Raw genomic sequence first — 16,583 nt, 5'->3', positions numbered from 1 at the left:
TGAACCTCTATAATAAAAGAGGATAAAAGGGGTGGGGAATTTACCCCGCCCCTTATTTTTTTGAATACAAATAGGAGGTATTTTCATGCTGCAGAAAATGACCATGAAAGATTTGGATTTGAAAGGGAAACGCATATTTTGCCGAGTCGATTTCAACGTACCGATGAAAGACGGAGAAGTGACGGATGATACACGAATCCGCGCAGCTGTCCCGACCATCGAATATCTGGTTGAAAACGGGGCGAAAGTAATATTGGCAAGCCATTTGGGGCGTCCAAAAGGCGAAGTCAATGAAGAGACGAGGCTTGCTGCGGCAGGGGCTCGTTTGAGTGAATTGCTACATAAAGATGTTAAAAACCTGAAAGAATCAGTCGGCGAAACTGTCGAAAAAGAAATTGGCAATATGCAGGAAGGCGACATCCTTCTATTAGAAAATGTCCGCTTCCATGCAGGAGAAGAAAAGAACGATGAAACACTGGCAAAATCCTTTGCTGATCTCGCAGATGTCTTTGTCAATGACGCTTTCGGAGCAGCGCACCGCGCTCACGCTTCTACAGCAGGCATTGCGAAACATCTTCCATCAGTTTCAGGACTTTTGCTTGAGAAAGAACTGGATGTCCTCGGAAAAGCGTTGTCTGAACCGGAACGTCCATTTACCGCTATCATTGGCGGTGCCAAGGTGAAAGATAAAATCGGTGTCATCGATCATTTGCTTGATAAAGTGGATAACCTGTTGATCGGCGGCGGATTGTCGTACACGTTCATTAAAGCAAAAGGCTATGAAATCGGAAATTCACTTGTGGAAGAAGATAAATTGGAATTGGCTAAAACCTTTATCCAAAAAGCTGAAGAAAAAGGCGTGAAATTCTATCTTCCAATCGATGCCACTGTAGCCAGCGAATTTTCAAAAGATGCTGAAACAAAGCAAGTGAAAATCGAAGAAATCCCTTCCGATTGGATGGGGCTTGATATTGGGCCTGAGACTGTAGAGCTCTACCGGAATGTCATAAAAGATTCGAAGCTGGTTATCTGGAATGGGCCAATGGGTGTTTTTGAAATGGAGCCATTTGCAAATGGAACACGTTCCGTTGCAGAGGCGATGGCCGAAACTGAGGCTTATACAGTCATCGGAGGAGGAGATTCTGCGGCAGCAGTTGAGAAGTTCAATGTAGCCGAAAGAATGGACCATATCTCGACGGGTGGCGGAGCTTCGCTTGAATTCATGGAAGGCAAGGAATTGCCTGGTGTAACTGCACTTACAGACAAGAAGTAAGAACTTACAACTTTAATAGTTTGCCACATTATGAGAAAGGGAGTGTTTTTTTGAGAAAACCGATTATCGCGGGAAACTGGAAAATGTACAAAACAGCAGCTGAAGCAAAAGCTTTTGCAGAGGAAGTTAAAACAGCATTGCCTTCGGCTGAGAAAGTAGACGCCGTTATCTGTGCACCTGCTTTATTTCTTCAAAATTTAGTGGAGTCTGCTGGAAATACTGATTTGAAAATCGGTGCGCAGACGATGCATGAAGAAAAAGAAGGGGCGTTTACCGGAGAGGTAAGCCCTGTCCAATTAAAAGATTTGGGTGTTGAATACGTTATTATCGGCCATTCTGAACGCCGTCAATATTTCAATGAAACTGATGAATCGGCGAACAGAAAAGTAGTATCTGCTTTTGAACACGGTTTGAAACCGATTTTATGTGTCGGTGAATCGCTCGAACAACGTGACAGTGGAGATACCGGCAATGTAGTTGAAGCGCAAGTCGAAAAAGGCGTGGCTCGACTATCTGCTGAACAGGCGGCTGAACTGGTGATCGCTTATGAACCAATCTGGGCGATCGGAACTGGTAAAACGGCTACGGCAGAGGATGCCAATGAAGTATGCGGCATCATCCGTAAAAAAATCGAATCTCTTTATAATGAAGAAACAGCTGGTGCAGTCCGGATCCAATACGGCGGCAGTGTTAAACCGGCGAATATCGAAGAACTGATGAATATGGAGCATATTGACGGGGCTTTGGTCGGAGGAGCAAGTCTCGAAGCTGAGTCATTCCTCAAATTACTGGAGGCTGGTGCAAATGCGTAATACAGAAAATCCGGTGGCTTTGATCATCCTGGACGGCTTTGGCTGCCGGAAAGAAACTTTTGGCAATGCAGTTGCACAGGCAAAAAAACCGAATTTCGATAAATTATGGAATAGCTATCCGCATGAGTTGCTTACTGCTTCAGGTGAAGCGGTGGGATTGCCGGACGGCCAGATGGGAAACTCGGAAGTGGGCCATTTGAATATTGGTGCAGGCCGCATTGTCTATCAGAACCTGACACGTATCAATAAAGCGATCAGGGAAGGGGACTTCTTTCAGAATACAGCATTCCTGGAAGCTATCGCCAAAGCGAAATCAAACGGCTCCGCTCTTCATTTGATGGGCTTACTGTCAGACGGCGGCGTCCACAGCCATTATGAGCATCTCTTTGCTCTATTGGAATTGGCCAAACAGCAAGGATTGGATGAAGTTTATGTCCATGGCTTTTTGGACGGCCGAGATGTCGGCCCGCAAACTGCCCTGCAGTATATCGAAAAAACAGAAGAAAAAATGGCGGAAATAGGGGTCGGTAAATTTGCATCGATCAGCGGACGCTATTATGCAATGGACCGCGATAAACGCTGGGACCGTGCAGAAACTGCCTATCGTGTATTAGTGGATGGAACTGGGCTTTATGCCTCCACTGCAAGCGAAGGGGTTGTTCGCTCCTATGATCAGGGAGTAATGGACGAATTCGTCGTACCTTTTTATATAGAAGAGAATGGCGAACCCGTTGCAACGATCAAGTCGCAGGATTCCCTGATCTTCTTCAATTTCAGGCCGGACCGTGCGATTCAATTGACGTCAACATTAATCACCAACGAGTTTAACGGTTTTCCGTTGAGCCCGAATCATCCCGACAGACTGACTTTTGTATCGTTCACTTCTTATAGTGATGTTTTGCCGACCCGGATCGCTTTTGAGTCGTTGAATCTTGAAAATACGGTCGGCGAAGTGATTTCAGCGAATGGATTGACCCAATTACGCATCGCGGAAACGGAAAAATATCCTCATGTCACTTTCTTTATGAGTGGCGGGAGAGAGAAGGTTTTTCCGGGGGAAGAACGGATTCTTGTTGATTCTCCGAAAGTGGCGACTTACGACCTTCAACCGGAAATGAGCGCATATGAATTAACTGATAAACTTGTCGAACAGATCGAAGCGGAAGCGCACGATGCCATCATCCTCAATTTTGCCAATCCGGATATGGTAGGGCACAGCGGATTGTTGGAACCTACTATTCAGGCGATTGAAGCTGTCGATGAGTGTTTGGGAAGAATTATCGAGGCCTTGCACGCTAAAGGCGGAACGGCGATTGTTACGGCCGATCACGGAAATTCAGACGAAGTGCTGACCACTGAAGGCTTGCCTATGACGGCGCATACGACCAATCAGGTACCGGTAATCATTACGAAATCAGGTCTGGAAATGAAGCCGGATGGCATTCTTGCCGACTTGGCACCAACCATCTTAAAGTTATTGGATATCGAACAACCGGCAGAAATGACCGGAAAACCATTATTCTAAAGGGAGCTGTTTATATTGCCAATCATTACAGATATTTTAGCACGCGAAGTTCTTGACTCACGGGGAAATCCGACAGTAGAAGTGGAAGTATTCACTGAAAGCGGCGCTTTTGGACGCGCAATCGTACCATCTGGTGCATCAACAGGCGAACACGAAGCAGTAGAATTGCGTGACGGTGACAAAGGCCGTTACTTGGGCAAAGGTGTTCTAAAAGCAGTTGAACACGTAAACAATGAAATTGCTGAAGAGCTTGAAGGGAATTATTCAGTATTGGACCAGGTTTCAATCGATCAGGCATTGATTGAACTTGATGGCACTGAAAACAAAGGCCGTCTAGGCGCAAACGCAATTCTTGGCGTTTCGATGGCTGTAGCACATGCTGCTGCAGATTATTTGGACCTTCCACTTTATCAATATCTTGGAGGATTCAACGCGAAGCAATTGCCTGTTCCAATGATGAACATATTAAATGGTGGTGAACATGCCGACAATAACGTGGACATCCAGGAATTCATGGTTATGCCGGTCGGAGCTGAATCTTTCCGCCATGCACTTCGCATGGGAGCAGAAATTTTCCATAACCTGAAAACGGTATTAAAAGACAAAGGCTATAACACTTCTGTCGGAGACGAAGGCGGCTTTGCGCCAAACCTTGGATCAAACGAAGAAGCGCTTGAAACAATCATGACGGCTATCGAAAAAGCCGGCTATAAGCCAGGAGAAGATGTACTTCTTGCGATGGATGTAGCGGCTTCCGAAATTTACGATAAAGAAAAAGGAATCTACAAACTGGCGGGCGATAATACAACGAAGACTTCAGCAGAAATGGTCGACTGGTATGAAGAGCTTGCTAACAAATACCCGATCGTCTCGATTGAAGACGGACTGGATGAAAACGACTGGGACGGCTTTAAATTATTGACGGACCGTATCGGGGATAAAGTACAATTGGTCGGGGATGACTTATTCGTGACTAATACTAAAAAGCTTGCTCAAGGAATCGAGCAGGGAATCGGCAACTCAATATTGATCAAAGTAAACCAGATCGGTACATTGACTGAAACGTTTGATGCAATTGAAATGGCGAAACGCGCTGGTTACACAGCAGTCATCAGCCACCGTTCAGGTGAATCTGAAGACGTAACGATTGCAGACATCGCAGTTGCGACAAATGCAGGCCAAATCAAAACCGGTGCTCCTTCACGTACGGACCGCGTTGCGAAATACAACCAGTTATTGCGCATTGAAGATCAATTGCATGATACGGCTAAATACCTTGGCGTAAAAACTTTCTACAACCTGAATAAATAGAAAAAAGGAGGCATTGCCTCTTTTTTCTATTGCTATTGTCATAGGTCACAATTTTTGATAAACTTATTCTTGTTGTGAAGGTTTTATTCAGGAGGTGGAATTTATGCATACGTTGTTAATGACTTTACTCGTCATCGTATCGCTCGCATTAATCGTTGTCGTATTATTACAATCAGGAAAAAGTGCAGGTCTTTCAGGAGCCATCTCCGGTGGAGCTGAGCAACTTTTCGGCAAGCAAAAAGCACGGGGACTTGATCTTGTCCTTCATCGTGTAACGATTGTACTTGCTGCCTTATTCTTTATTTTGGCTATCGCCGTAACGAAAGTATAATGTAGATGACTAAATCGCCTGACCAATAAACTGGTTGGGCGTTTTCTTTTATAGTGGTAATATAATCGATATTTCGCAAAACAGCTGCGCTTTCCCAAACCCGTGCTCCTGCATCGCTGCGCTAGCTTCGTCGCAAAGAGCCGGCCTTGCAGGCTACGGCCAACTCTTGGCTTGCGCTGAGCTAACTCGTACTCGTTTCACTTCGTCCGAGTGGATCTCAGCACTTCGCTCGAACTGGAGTTGGAAAGCCAACTCCAGTTCTGCTCCCCTGGGAGTCTTCGCTGTTTTGCTCCATATCTAAGCTATATAAAAATATATATTTCTAATTTGAATTGATATTTTATTATCAATTGTAGTGAAAGGCAGCGAAGGGCAAAGAGATGCTCCTGCATCGCTATGCTGCTTCGTCGCAAACGATTTGCGCAAGCGCAAACCGTTTCCTGCGGGAATAGAGTGAGTCCTGAGACCCCGTAAGGAGCGAAAGCGACTGAGGAGGCTCAGGCCACTCCCGCGGAAAGCGTCCGCCTGGAACGGAAATCAGTACATTGATATTAATTTCTGGAGGGATTTGCATGAGGATTACACCGCCAAAACCATTTTTCTTCAAAGCAGGACCGCGGGCGGTTCTGTTGCTTCACGGCTTTACCGGCAACTCTGCTGATGTAAGGATGCTTGGCCGTTTTCTTGAAAAGAAAGGGTATACATCGATTGCCCCCCATTTGGAAGGGCACGGGGTTGAACCTGAAAAACTAGTGGAAAGCGGACCTGAAGGCTGGTGGCGAGAAGTCGAACAGGCTTATCAGCAATTGAAAGACGAAGGTTATTCGGAAATTGCAGTCGGCGGATTGTCGCTCGGTGGCGTATTGTCACTGAAAACTGGGTATACATTCCCTGTAAAGGGTGTATTTACAATGTGCTCACCAATGATTATGAAATCGACTGATCTTCTGTTTGAAGGGGTTATCAATTATGCCCGCAATTATAAGAAGCTAGAAGGAAAAGAAGACGATGTTATAGAAGAAGAAATAAAGGGCCTGCGTGAACATGGCATGCGTTCGCTTTCAGACCTGCGTGAATTGGTGCAGGATGTAAGGGACCATGCGGATCATGTCTATGCACCGACATTCGTCGTGCAGGGTTCGCTGGATAATGTTATTGATACCGATTCGGCGAATATCATATATGATACAGTGGAATCGTTTGATAAAAGAATTAAATGGTACGAGAAATCAGGTCATGTCATCACCCTTGATAAAGAAAAAGAACAATTGCACGAAGATGTATTGGAATTTCTCGAATCGCTCGATTGGAGCGTGTGAGAACGCCAGAAGGAGGAATATAGATGGGAAATAATGAGATTTCATTGGACCAAAGATTATTAGCCTTTATGCGCGAAGATGCTTACAAACCCTTGACCGTTCAGGAAATTGAAGAGCAATTCGGCTTTGAAGACGCTGATGAATTTAAAGAATTGGTAAAAACATTAGTTAAGTTGGAAGAAAAAGGATTGTTGGTGCGTTCACGCGCCAATCGTTACGGGGTTCCTGAACGAATGAACCTGATGAGCGGCAAGTTCATCGGCCATCCACGCGGCTTCGGTTTTGTAGCTTATGATGAAGCTGGACAGGATGATATCTTCATCCCGCCGACAGAAGTCAACGGCGCGATTAACGGAGACAGAGTAATGGTGAGAATTTCTGAATCATCGGGCGGAGACCGCCGTGAAGGTGACATCATCCGTATTTTGGAACGCGGCACAACTCAGGTTGTAGGAACTTTCCAGGACAACCGCGGCTTCGGTTTTGTCATATCCGATGATAAAAAGATGAACATGGATATTTTCATTGCCAAAGATGATACACTTGGCGCAATTGACGGCCATAAAGTGGTAGTGGAAATTACGGGCTGGCCGGAAGGCAGAAAGTCGGCAACCGGTATGGTCAAACAGATTTTAGGGCATAAAAACGATCCGGGCGTGGATATTCTTTCCATCATCCATAAATACGGAATTGAAACAGAATTTCCTCCAGCTGTGCTGGATGAAGCGAACGCAGTCCCTGATGAAATCGACCCTGAGGACTTGAATGATAGAAGAGACTTGCGCGATGAACAGATTGTTACGATTGACGGAGCAGATGCAAAAGATTTGGATGATGCTGTCCAGGTATTAAAATTAGACGATGGTACGTATAAGCTTGGCGTCCACATTGCAGATGTCAGCCATTACGTCACTGAAGGATCGGAAATTGACCGGGAAGCTTATGACCGCGCTACAAGCATTTATTTGACTGACCGCGTAATTCCGATGATTCCTCATCGCCTTTCAAATGGTATTTGTTCATTGAACCCGCAGGTTGATCGTCTGACGTTATCCTGTGAAATGATTTTCAATGATCAAGGGGAAGTCCTGTCGCATGAAATCTTCCAGAGTGTCATCCGGACTTCAGCACGTATGACGTATACTGATGTCTACGAAATTCTGGAACAGGACAACCAGGAATTGAAAGAGAAGTACAGTGAATTAGTGCCGATGTTCGAATTGATGAAGGAATTGGCCAGTATTCTGCGTGACAAACGCATGCGCCGCGGCGCCATCGATTTTGATTTTAAAGAATCAAAAGTATTGGTTGATGAAGATGGTAATCCGACTGACGTTGTCGTTCGAGAGCGTACGGTTGCAGAGCGCTTGATCGAGGAGTTCATGCTGGCGGCCAACGAAACAGTAGCAGAACATTTCCATCACATGGAAGTGCCGTCTCTTTACCGTATCCACGAAGATCCGAAGCCTGAAAAACTGCAGCGTTTCTTTGAATTTGTAACTAATTTTGGTATCGTTGTAAAAGGTACAGGCAATGATATTCATCCGCGTGCCTTGCAGGAAATCGTGGAATCGATTGAAGGCACTCCGGAAGAGCCGGTGATTTCGACGATGCTGCTCCGTTCAATGCAGCAGGCGAAGTATTCAGCAGAAAGTCTTGGGCATTTCGGTCTTTCAACTGAGTTCTACACGCACTTCACATCACCGATCCGCCGTTATCCGGATTTGGTTATCCATAGATTAATCCGCACTTATCTGATTGAAAAAGATCTTTCGAAGTCGACATTGATGCACTGGGAAGCCAATATGGATGATATTGCAACCCATACTTCAGAACGCGAAAGACGTGCAGTGGAAGCTGAGCGGGATACGGATGCATTGAAGAAAACTCAATTTATGGTTGATAAAATCGGTGAGGAATTTACCGGTATTATATCTTCAGTCACCAATTTCGGCTTGTTTGTGGAATTGCCGAATACGATTGAAGGACTGGTCCATGTTTCCAATATGACGGATGACTTCTACCGTTTCGACGACCGCCAGATGATGATGATCGGCGAACGCAGCAACCGCCAGTTCCGAATTGGTGATGAAGTGGAAATTAAAGTAATCGGTGTTAAACCTGAGGAATCAGCTATCGATTTTGAAATTGTCGGCATGACACAAAATGTCCGCCGTACAAGAAAAGACGCACCGAAAGTCATCCGTGCTTCGAAAAAAGAAGGCAGCGGCAAAGTTGGCCGTGATGGCAAGAAACAAGACGGCGGACCGACCCGCAAGGGCAAGAATCCGAAGAAGAAATTCTATGAAGGCGCAGCTAAGAAGAATAAGCGCAAAAAGTAATGAGCAAGGAGCGGCTCACGAGCCGCTCTTTTCAACTAATTTGAGGTGGAATCAATGGCAAAAGGATCAGGCAATGTAATTGCCCAGAACAAAAAAGCCGGTTTTGACTATTTTATTGAAGAAACAATGGAAGCCGGAATTGTGCTGCAAGGCACGGAGATAAAGTCTGCAAGAAACGGCAAAGTCCAATTGAAGGATGCTTTCGTCCGCATTCGCGGCGGGGAAGCCTGGATTTCCAATATGCATATCAGTCCATATGAACAAGGCAATATCTTTAATCACGACCCTACACGTTCACGAAAATTGCTGCTTCATAAGAAACAGATCCTGGAATTGGAATCCCATTCGAAAGAACAAGGTGTCACGATTGTCCCTTTGAAGATGTATTTGAAGGACGGTTTCGCCAAAGTTTTAATCGGTGTGGGTAAAGGTAAGAAAAACTATGATAAGCGTGAAGATCTGAAGAGGAAAGACGCCAAACGGGAAATTGACCGTGCGATGAAAGAACGCAGCCGTTAGGCTTGAAGTCTGACTATCTTTGTCTTATAATAGGTTTATAACACAAGCACGATTGAGTCATACTCTTTCCGTGTCTTCTTATAATGAGGGGACGTTACGGATTCGACAGGGATGATCAGGGCTTGGGTTGCGCGTCGGAGGATCGGCTTCGTCACCAACGTAACTATAACAACTGGCAAAACAAACCAAAACCTAGCATTCGCAGCGTAAGCTCGGATCTGCTCTATGTATCCATCGCCCATGTGGCTATGTAGAGCTCAACTTTAGTGGGATACAGTCGGCAGTGCAACTTGAGCTGCCGGCAGGAGATTTTCAAGTTAGCGCACATGACGCCTGCTTATCGGCATAGTGCTGCGCGAAACTTAAATGGATAAGCTACACGCGTAGATGCTCAAGTAGCTGAGTCTCTGGACGCGGGTTCGACTCCCGCCGTCTCCATAGATTTTATGGAGCTACATAAGAACGCCAAAACCTTTAACTGGGTTTTGGCGTTTTTTTCATTTTAACTAAAAGCAGGAATTACTGTTATATAGAAGGAGTTAGATTCATCAGAAGAAAAAATTTCATTAAAATAGGAGGAGCATTATGGCAAAAGTGGTATGGGGCATGATCATGTCGGTGGATGGGTTCATCAATGATCGGCACGGCAGTCTGGATAAATTGTACACCAGTTTCGAGCCGAACGACGAAATCAATGCGGCGATGGGCAATACCGGAGCTGTTGTGATGGGACGCAACAGTTTTGAGAGCACGGAAGTCACGGATGCCTATGCGGATGATTATGAGTTTCAGGTGCCGCTGTATATCTTGACGCATCACCCGCCGGCCAGACATCCAAAAGAGAACGCAGACTTGACGATCACATTTGTCACTGACGGCATCGAGAATGCCATACGCCAGGCAAAGGATTCAGCGGGTGATAAAGACGTGGTGGTGTTAGGCGCGAGTACCGGACAGCAAGCGCTGAAAGCAGGACTGGTGGATGAACTGCAGATTGCCGTGGCTCCGATACTACTCGGCAAAGGGCTCCGTTTTTTCGAGCATCTGGATGATTTTGAGATTGAGCTGGAAAAAACAAAAACGATCGAGACTGACCGGCAAGTGGAGATATGGTACAAGGTAATTTAACTTTTCGAAAGCTGATAAATCCCAAAATGTTCTATTCTGTTTTACTGATGAAAATGACGGGTAGATAACTACTGTCAACAATTAGTAAATAGACATTTTGAGGAGGATTCGATGGAATATATTTATCTTGGCAACTCAGGTCTCCGGGTTCCTAAATATATATTGGGAACCATCCCTTTCAGTGGAACAAACGGTTTTGAAGCAGCGGGCAATGTGAAGGAAGAAGAAGCGCGACGTATGGTGGACATATCTCTGGAAGCGGGCATTAATATGTTTGATACTGCAAATTTATACTCGCAGGGAGATGCGGAAAAGGTGCTTGGTGCAGCAATCAAAGGCCGGCGTGATGAAGTGCTTCTCACATCCAAAACCGGGTTTCCTCTCAGTGAAAATCCGAATGGCCAGGGAGCTTCACGCAATAACATCCTGACATCCATTGATCAATCATTGGAGCGTCTGGGCACGGATTATCTGGATTTATATTTTGTGCATTTATGGGATGGACAGACGCCGGTCGAAGAAACGGTCGAGACGATGGACAGCCTGGTGAAATCAGGGAAGATCCGTCACTGGGGCGTTTCGAATTACAGTGGCTGGGCGCTTGCGAAGACGCATACTTATGCAAAACAGGCCGGTTTTATTCCGCCGATTACACAACAGATCTACTATACGCCTGAAGCGCGTGAAGCGGAATATGAACTTCTTCCGGCCGGTACCGAATTGGGTGTCGGTTCCATGATTTGGAGTCCGCTGGGTGAAGGATTATTGAACGGTAAAATCGGAAGAGACAAGGAAGCGCCGGAAGATACACGTCAAGGCGGCGGATGGCCGGAGCCATGGGTGATGGACCAGGAGCGGCTTTACCAGGTGATTGACGCGCTGGAGGAAGTAGCGAAGAATCACAATGCCTCCGTGCCGCAAATCGCTTACACATGGGTCAAGGACCGTCCTAACGTCGGACCGATTGTAATCGCAGCTAGAAATGAAGAGCAACTGAGAGAAAATATTGCGTCATTTGATATTCAATTGACGAAAGAAGAGCATGATAAGATAGAGTCAGTCGCACGTCCTGCACCGATTTATCCACATTGGCACCGGGCGATGAGCGCTCCGCAGATGGGAAGCCCTTCTGAAATCGGGTACTTGCAGGCTTATGAAAAATCGATGGGAATGGACGATTGAAGTTTCTGTCATCAATAAAAGACACGGCCGTGTTCCGAGAGGGATGTGGCCGTGTCTTTTTGGTTTGTTTCCAAGATGTTCATCTTCTTAAAATCTTTCACTGATCCATTTTTTAATCATCGTTGATAGTTGATTCGGATGATCCCATTGAAGCAAATGGGCGGAGTCAGGAATTGACAAGACAGTCACGTCTTCAATCGCAGTTTTCAATTGACTGATTCCTTTATTCCTTGCTTCGTTTAATTCAACTGGATGCTCCGCATGAATGAGGATAGTGGGAACTTTTATGTAAGGATAAGCTTCAGCAAAAGGTTCTTCATAAAAAGCTTTGATGATGGAAAGCACTGTGTGTTTCGACGCAATCAATTCGTATTGATTATCATTCCTCTTTTCGAAAATGGAGCGGACATAATTTTCTCTCCGGGCATCCCAATTTTGCGTAAAGCTGCGGTATTCACTGAAAAAATCATTTTCAGATCGATAAACAGACTTATCCATATAGCCGGTCCATCCGGAATAGGCATAGTCGAAAGTCATTTCAGGCTGATTCTGCGGAAAAGTGAATGCGCCGTCAAGCAGAATTAAGCCTTGAACGTTATCAGGGAAATGACGGGTGAAATGCAATGCGGCATCAGCTCCCCAAGAATGGCCAATGATAAAGAAAGGCTTATTGGTGATGATATTTAGGACATCTTGCAGCCATTTTGCCAAATTTGAGTACAGGTAATCTTCCTCATTGGGCAGAGGGCTTGTTCTTCCATGACCCGGCATATCCAAAACGATAAGATGAAAATGGTCTTCCAAATAACCAGAGAGCTCATCAAAACTATAAAGGCCATTGCCGGCAAGTCCGTGCAAACAAACGATTGTCGGTCTATTTATATCTCCGTACTCTATGTAATTTACTGTTCCTTGCTCGGTTTCAATTTCATGATTCTGCAATTTTCGGCCTCCGATAAAAAGGAATTAATGGATCTATTGTCTTTCTGTTCTGCGTTAATTATACAAGATTACTGGGAAAGCTATATGGAGTTTAAATAAAAAATTGGCTATAGTTAATATAACAGTTATTTTAAATGGTTAAGAAAATAGTTAATGTGAAAGTTGAAAGGGAGGTCGGTCATTTTGTTGTCAGACCCAAGAAAACATCCAGAATGGCTGGAACCTCATTCTCTGAAATGGTATCAGCAGCTTGGCGATAAATACCAGGCATATTCTTATCCGTGGACGTCCACAATTGAAACTCCCAATGGTGAATCCATCTATGACGATGAGTTATATCAGATGGTCAGGGATAAGAAAGTATTGGATGTGGGCTGTGGACACGGGGAATTCGCTTTGCATTGCAGCAGCGCCGCTGATAAAGTGGTTGGTTTTGATGTGATAGATTCATTTTTGAAAAGTGGAATGCAAAAGCCCCGAGAGAACCTGGAGTTTGTACTCGGCAATACAAAAGAGGGACTGCCATTCGGCAGAGATGAATTCGACGTCGCATATATTAGGAAAGGCCCGACTTCTGCATATCCTCATTTGAAACGGGTGGTAAAAGAAAATGGTCAAGTGCTGGGACTCCATCCAGGTGATGCTTCCGGTAAAGAGCTGGCTGACTACTTTCCAGGACTGTTCGAGTTTTCGCCACGGACACCAATACTGGAAAAGATTAATCGAATTCTTGTGGGTTGTTCATTCAGTAAAACAGAAATCGAAATTTATGAAACTGTGGAATATCTTCATGCGTCAATGGATGTTATAAGATTTTGTTGTTTTGGGCAAACTTTGAATGTTTTTTCTGCTGTGGAAAGAGAGAACCTGTCAGCGATCGAGGGAATATTCAAGAGGGAAGCTGCCGAAAAAGGCCTGGCAATCACTCATTCGCGTTATATAGTTCGAGTGACAGTCTAAAAGTAATTTGTGCAGGGCGGAAAAGCGATAAAACAAAACCAGGATGAATCGGGCTTTGAAATGGTTTTAGTGAAAAATGAATAGGGTATTAAATAAAGTGCACTATTACATTCACTTACATATTCCATTTCTTTTTTGGGGGCTGAGTGGCTTGCTCACTTGACTTCGACTTCTATTTTCCGTAGTCTTGAATATTGTTGAATAAATCTGAGATTCTGTTTTGATTGGTATGGCTGTGAAATTATCAATCTTTTAAACAGAGAATTGAAAAGGGGGACGCTTATATGAAAAAAGTTACCAGTGTTTTTTGGATAGCTCTTGCGCTTGTGCTGCTTGCAGTTGCCTATGGGGCACTTGCACCGACTAATTTTGCGGAAGTTACAGGCAACATTGAAGGATTCCTGACAACTTCGTTCGGCTGGTATTATTTATTGATCGTTTCTGTCATGGTTCTATTCTGCCTGTACTTCCTGATCAGTCCGATGGGGCAGATCAAATTGGGGAAAGATACCGATAAACCGGAATTTTCTTTTGCTACATGGGTTGCCATGCTGTTTTCAGCAGGTATGGGAATCGGGCTTGTATTCTGGGGTGCGGCTGAACCGCTTTCCCACTTTGCAATCGATCCAGCTACCGCAGAACCTGGAACGGCTGAAGCATTCCGTGAATCGATGCGATTCACATTCTTCCACTGGGGAATCCATGCTTGGGCAATTTACGCGGTAGTGGCTCTGCCGCTTGCTTATTTCCAGTTCCGAAAAGGAGAGCCGGGACTTATTTCCGCTACCTTAAAGCCATTGTTTGGCGATCGGATGAACGGTCCACTCGGCATACTTGTTGATGTCATTGCCGTTTTCGCTACAGCGGTCGGTGTTGCGACGACATTAGGCTTCGGGACGATTCAAATCAATGAAGGTCTGGCTTACCTGTTTGATGGAATTCCAGGAGATAATTTCACTGTTCAAATGATTATCATTGCAGTAGTCACAATATTGTTCATGATTTCTGCCTGGAGTGGATTGAGTAAAGGAATCAAGTACTTATCAAATACCAATATGGTGCTTGCAATCAGTTTACTGGTTCTGGTCATAATTTTGGGGCCAACCTTATTAATCCTGAACATGTTCACTGAAAGTCTTGGTGCTTACTTCCAGAACCTGGTTAAGATGAGTTTCCGGGCTGCTCCTATTGATGGAGAGAACCGCGCCTGGATCGATGGTTGGACAATCTTCTATTGGGCATGGTGGATTTCGTGGTCACCATTCGTGGGGATCTTTATCGCACGTGTTTCCAAAGGGCGTACTATCCGCCAATTCCTATTTGGTGTATTGATGATTCCGACGCTGATCAGTTTCATCTGGTTTGCTGCATTCGGATCAACCGCTATTGACGTTCAAAACAGCGGCGTCGATTTAACAGGATTATTAACTTCTGAAGTTCTGTTCGGTGTATTCAATGAAATACCACTCGGTGTGGTATTGTCGATTATCGCCATTCTGCTGGTGACGACATTCTTCATTACATCCGCGGATTCGGCGACATTTGTTTTGGGCATGCAAACGACAAATGGTTCATTGCATCCTGCCAATGCCGTCAAGCTGACATGGGGAGTCGCACAGTCGTCAATTGCAGTCATCCTGCTGTCAGCCGGTGGGCTGGATGCGCTTCAGACCGCGTTAATCATTTCGGCATTCCCATTCTCATTTATAATGCTACTGATGATGGCTTCGTTCTATAAGGCTTTGAATATCGAATACAAAGCAATTAAACGCAAACGTTAATGAGAAACTTCATTTAATAGGGTTTTTACAGTCAGTAAATCTCCCGCTTTATGAAATGGGAGTTATACTGACTGTTAAAACGGGATAAAACCGCCGAACAGGCGGTTTTTTTCTGGCTAGAAGCGTATAATGGGTTATGGGATTAATTGAATGGAGGAATAATTTTTATGGAAAAACCGCACGTATTATTGGTTGATGGAATGGCTTTATTGTTCCGTTCCTTCTTCGCGACTTCAGCAGTCGGCCAGTATTTCAGAACAACTGATGGGCTTGCGACCAACGGCGTCCAGGGATTCACCCGCCACGTACTTGCTGCTAAGACAATGATGAAACCGACACATATGGCTGTGTGCTGGGACATGGGCGCCCACACTTTCCGCACTGATATGTTTGATGGTTATAAAGCAAACCGTCCAGCACCACCGGAAGATATGCTGCACCAATTCGATATGGCGAAAACCGTATCCGAACAATTGGGGTGGCAGAATTTCGGGGAAGCGGGAATTGAAGCTGATGACTTTATCGGCTCTTTCACGAAACAATGGGAAGGTGAAGTCGATTTCACCATCATCACTGGGGATAAAGATATGCTTCAGCTGCTCAAGCCTTCAGTAAAAATCGCTTTCATGAAAAAAGGTTTCCATATATATGATGTTTACACCGATGACCGTTTTAAGGAAGAGTATGGCATTGAACCGAATCAGTTTGCGGACGTTAAAGCATTTATGGGGGACGCCAGTGACGGTTACCCGGGCGTCAAAGGTATCGGGCCGAAAACAGCATTGCAGCTGATCCAGAAATACGGTTCGACTGACGGAGTTCTCGCAGCGATTGATGAGCTGAAACCGGCGCAAAAGAAAAAGATAGAAGAAAACAAAGAGATGCTTCTCCTATCGAAGGAACTTGCCGTGATTAAATGTGATATTGAGCTTGATATTCCACTGGAAAAAATCGAAGTTCAGCAATATACCGAAGAGCATATCCGCATCTGCGAAGACCAGCAATTGAATTTATTGGCTAGGCAATTGGAAAAAAGTCTGTAAGAAAAGCGGAAGCGAAGAGTGGGCCTAATGTTTATGGGCCCAACTCTTTGCGACGAAGCAGCGAAGCGATGTAACGCACTTTCATGTCTCGAAGCTAGCGTCAGCGATGCAGAGA

Annotated in this window: 14 protein-coding genes and 1 other RNA gene; 14 read left to right on the top strand and 1 reads right to left on the bottom strand. The window is 45.0% G+C overall.

What is annotated here, in order from left to right:
- Positions 1-85: 85 nt before the first annotated feature.
- From DP120_RS14925 to DP120_RS14875, 11 genes are all read left to right on the top strand, one after another.
- Positions 86-1,273 (top strand): phosphoglycerate kinase, encoded by a 1,188-nt coding sequence (locus DP120_RS14925; protein WP_112224470.1) that lies wholly within the window; start codon positions 86-88, stop codon positions 1,271-1,273.
- A 50-nt stretch (positions 1,274-1,323) separates the two neighbouring features.
- Positions 1,324-2,085 carry a triose-phosphate isomerase gene (gene tpiA, locus DP120_RS14920; protein WP_112224469.1) on the top strand — a complete coding sequence of 254 codons (762 nt, stop codon included), beginning with the start codon at positions 1,324-1,326 and terminating at the stop codon, positions 2,083-2,085.
- Entirely contained in the window at positions 2,078-3,610 is a 1,533-nt protein-coding gene (gene gpmI / locus DP120_RS14915; RefSeq protein ID WP_112224468.1) for a 2,3-bisphosphoglycerate-independent phosphoglycerate mutase, read from the top strand. Before tpiA ends, gpmI begins: the two co-directional genes overlap by 8 nt.
- Before the next feature lie 15 nt (positions 3,611-3,625).
- Positions 3,626-4,921: a phosphopyruvate hydratase gene (gene eno / locus DP120_RS14910; protein WP_112224467.1), complete on the top strand. Its 1,296-nt coding sequence runs from the start codon at positions 3,626-3,628 to the stop codon at positions 4,919-4,921.
- 103 nt (positions 4,922-5,024) lie between these two features.
- The gene (gene secG, locus DP120_RS14905; RefSeq protein ID WP_008429540.1) at positions 5,025-5,252 is read left to right on the top strand and encodes a preprotein translocase subunit SecG; all 228 of its coding nucleotides are present in this window, start codon (positions 5,025-5,027) and stop codon (positions 5,250-5,252) included.
- A 572-nt stretch (positions 5,253-5,824) separates the two neighbouring features.
- Positions 5,825-6,571: an alpha/beta hydrolase gene (locus DP120_RS14900; protein ID WP_112224466.1), complete on the top strand. Its 747-nt coding sequence runs from the start codon at positions 5,825-5,827 to the stop codon at positions 6,569-6,571.
- 23 nt (positions 6,572-6,594) lie between these two features.
- Positions 6,595-8,913 (top strand): ribonuclease R, encoded by a 2,319-nt coding sequence (rnr, locus tag DP120_RS14895; RefSeq protein WP_112224465.1) that lies wholly within the window; start codon positions 6,595-6,597, stop codon positions 8,911-8,913.
- A 54-nt stretch (positions 8,914-8,967) separates the two neighbouring features.
- Entirely contained in the window at positions 8,968-9,432 is a 465-nt protein-coding gene (gene smpB, locus DP120_RS14890) for an SsrA-binding protein SmpB (RefSeq protein ID WP_112224464.1), read from the top strand.
- Between the two features lie 87 nt (positions 9,433-9,519).
- Positions 9,520-9,873: a transfer-messenger RNA gene (gene ssrA, locus DP120_RS14885) on the top strand.
- Positions 9,874-10,017: 144 nt separating this feature from the next.
- Positions 10,018-10,560 (top strand): dihydrofolate reductase family protein, encoded by a 543-nt coding sequence (locus DP120_RS14880; RefSeq protein WP_112224463.1) that lies wholly within the window; start codon positions 10,018-10,020, stop codon positions 10,558-10,560.
- A gap of 111 nt (positions 10,561-10,671) precedes the next feature.
- Entirely contained in the window at positions 10,672-11,742 is a 1,071-nt protein-coding gene (locus DP120_RS14875) for an aldo/keto reductase (protein WP_112224462.1), read from the top strand.
- 87 nt (positions 11,743-11,829) lie between these two features.
- On the opposite strand, the gene DP120_RS14870 is transcribed toward DP120_RS14875, so the two are convergent.
- Positions 11,830-12,684: an alpha/beta fold hydrolase gene (locus DP120_RS14870; protein ID WP_112224461.1), complete on the bottom strand. Its 855-nt coding sequence runs from the start codon at positions 12,682-12,684 to the stop codon at positions 11,830-11,832.
- A 183-nt stretch (positions 12,685-12,867) separates the two neighbouring features.
- Between DP120_RS14870 and DP120_RS14865 the strand changes: the two genes are divergently transcribed.
- The 3 genes from DP120_RS14865 (at position 12,868) to DP120_RS14855 (ending at position 16,468) form a co-directional block, all read left to right on the top strand.
- Positions 12,868-13,644 carry a class I SAM-dependent methyltransferase gene (locus DP120_RS14865; RefSeq protein ID WP_233785934.1) on the top strand — a complete coding sequence of 259 codons (777 nt, stop codon included), beginning with the start codon at positions 12,868-12,870 and terminating at the stop codon, positions 13,642-13,644.
- Positions 13,645-13,928: 284 nt separating this feature from the next.
- Positions 13,929-15,425 carry a glycine betaine uptake BCCT transporter gene (locus DP120_RS14860; protein ID WP_112224460.1) on the top strand — a complete coding sequence of 499 codons (1,497 nt, stop codon included), beginning with the start codon at positions 13,929-13,931 and terminating at the stop codon, positions 15,423-15,425.
- A 167-nt stretch (positions 15,426-15,592) separates the two neighbouring features.
- Positions 15,593-16,468 (top strand): 5'-3' exonuclease, encoded by an 876-nt coding sequence (locus DP120_RS14855; protein ID WP_112224459.1) that lies wholly within the window; start codon positions 15,593-15,595, stop codon positions 16,466-16,468.
- Positions 16,469-16,583 lie beyond the last annotated feature (115 nt).

Source organism: Planococcus halotolerans, assembly GCF_003289955.1.
Taxonomy (GTDB): Bacteria; Bacillota; Bacilli; order Bacillales_A; family Planococcaceae; genus Planococcus; species Planococcus halotolerans.
Note: the sequence above shows the minus strand (reverse complement) of the source record. Positions and strands in the feature narration are given on the sequence as shown.

What these genes read in the sequence shown, in the direction of transcription:
- DP120_RS14925 (WP_112224470.1), top strand. Translation starts at nt 86, where the DNA reads ATGCTGCAGAAAATGACCATGAAAGATTTGGATTTGAAAGGGAAACGC.
- gpmI (WP_112224468.1), top strand. Translation starts at nt 2,078, where the DNA reads ATGCGTAATACAGAAAATCCGGTGGCTTTGATCATCCTGGACGGCTTT.
- secG (WP_008429540.1), top strand. Translation starts at nt 5,025, where the DNA reads ATGCATACGTTGTTAATGACTTTACTCGTCATCGTATCGCTCGCATTA.
- DP120_RS14900 (WP_112224466.1), top strand. Translation starts at nt 5,825, where the DNA reads ATGAGGATTACACCGCCAAAACCATTTTTCTTCAAAGCAGGACCGCGG.
- rnr (WP_112224465.1), top strand. Translation starts at nt 6,595, where the DNA reads ATGGGAAATAATGAGATTTCATTGGACCAAAGATTATTAGCCTTTATG.
- smpB (WP_112224464.1), top strand. Translation starts at nt 8,968, where the DNA reads ATGGCAAAAGGATCAGGCAATGTAATTGCCCAGAACAAAAAAGCCGGT.
- DP120_RS14880 (WP_112224463.1), top strand. Translation starts at nt 10,018, where the DNA reads ATGGCAAAAGTGGTATGGGGCATGATCATGTCGGTGGATGGGTTCATC.
- DP120_RS14875 (WP_112224462.1), top strand. Translation starts at nt 10,672, where the DNA reads ATGGAATATATTTATCTTGGCAACTCAGGTCTCCGGGTTCCTAAATAT.
- DP120_RS14860 (WP_112224460.1), top strand. Translation starts at nt 13,929, where the DNA reads ATGAAAAAAGTTACCAGTGTTTTTTGGATAGCTCTTGCGCTTGTGCTG.
- DP120_RS14855 (WP_112224459.1), top strand. Translation starts at nt 15,593, where the DNA reads ATGGAAAAACCGCACGTATTATTGGTTGATGGAATGGCTTTATTGTTC.